Annotated in this window: 1 protein-coding gene; it reads right to left on the minus strand. The window is 49.3% G+C overall.

Features of this window, described 5'->3' with window-relative positions; all coding sequences use genetic code 11:
* On the minus strand, positions 1-754 hold a 754-nt coding region (gene minD, locus A3750_RS00740), incomplete at its 3' end, for a septum site-determining protein MinD (protein WP_068547935.1).
* Between the last annotated feature and the right edge of the window lie 11 nt (positions 755-765).

The raw sequence follows: 765 nt of genomic DNA on the forward strand, positions 1-765 counted from the left end.
GGTGCGGCACTTCCTTGCCTAGCAGGCGCTCTACGGCATCGTCGTAAGCTTGTCCTGCATCTGTTGTTTGGTCGTGAATAACCGGCACGCCTGAATTAGAAGAGGAAAGTACGGCCGGCGATTCTGGGATCACACCAAGCAGCTTAATAGCTAGAATGTCTTTGACGTCTTCTACGCCCAGCATCTCGCCTTTCTCTACACGTGTTGGGTTGTAGCGAGTAAGCAGCAAATGCTCTTTGACAGATTCGCCTTGTTCTGCGCGTCGGGATTTGCTCTGGAGTATTCCGAGTATGCGGTCTGAGTCGCGCACTGATGATACTTCTGGGTTGGTAACAACGATGGCTTCGTCAGCAAAATAGAGCGCCATTTGGGCGCCGTGCTCGATACCGGCAGGCGAGTCACAAATAATGAAGTCGAAGCGCTCTGATAGCTCGTTAAGAACGCGTTCTACTCCATCCTGCGTGAGTGCATCTTTGTCGCGCGTTTGCGAAGCAGGGAGGATGTATAAATTCTCGTTGTGCTTGTCTTTTATGAGAGCTTGGTTGAGTGTCGCCTCGTTGTTAATGACATTTACGAAGTCGTATACCACTCGGCGTTCACAATTCATAATGAGGTCAAGGTTACGCAAGCCTACATCAAAATCGATGACAACGGTTTTATGCCCTTTCAGCGCCAAACCTGTAGAGATAGATGCACTGCTGGTCGTTTTTCCGACTCCGCCTTTGCCTGACGTGATAACAATTATCTTAGCCAATGTTTTATTCC

The organism is Oleiphilus sp. HI0079 (assembly GCF_001635105.1).